The following is a 224-nucleotide window of genomic DNA, read 5'->3' as shown; positions in this document are numbered from 1 at the left end:
GCGTCGAGAAGCGAACGAAGGGCGGGATGCAGTCGCTGCTGGAAGTAGGCGGGCAAGGGATCGAAGGCCGGGTTGCCGGAGTGCAGGGCCGCCGCAAGCCCGCGCTTGGCCGCGATGAAATCCACGAACCGCTGCATCCATCTGGCCAGTGCCTCGCCCGGCGCATGTTCGGCTGCAAGGATCGGCGCGGCGTCGGCGCAGGCATCGATTTCGCGGCGGAAGAC

The 224-nt window shown here is 68.3% G+C and carries 1 pseudogene; it reads right to left on the bottom strand.

Annotation, left to right across the window (positions count from 1 at the left end):
• Positions 1-224: pseudogene (locus tag AF337_RS45840) on the bottom strand (TetR family transcriptional regulator); the annotation flags it as partial.

This window comes from Rhizobium ecuadorense (assembly GCF_001187535.1).
Taxonomy (GTDB): domain Bacteria; phylum Pseudomonadota; class Alphaproteobacteria; order Rhizobiales; family Rhizobiaceae; genus Rhizobium; species Rhizobium ecuadorense.
This window is presented reverse-complemented; position numbering and strand designations above follow the sequence as displayed.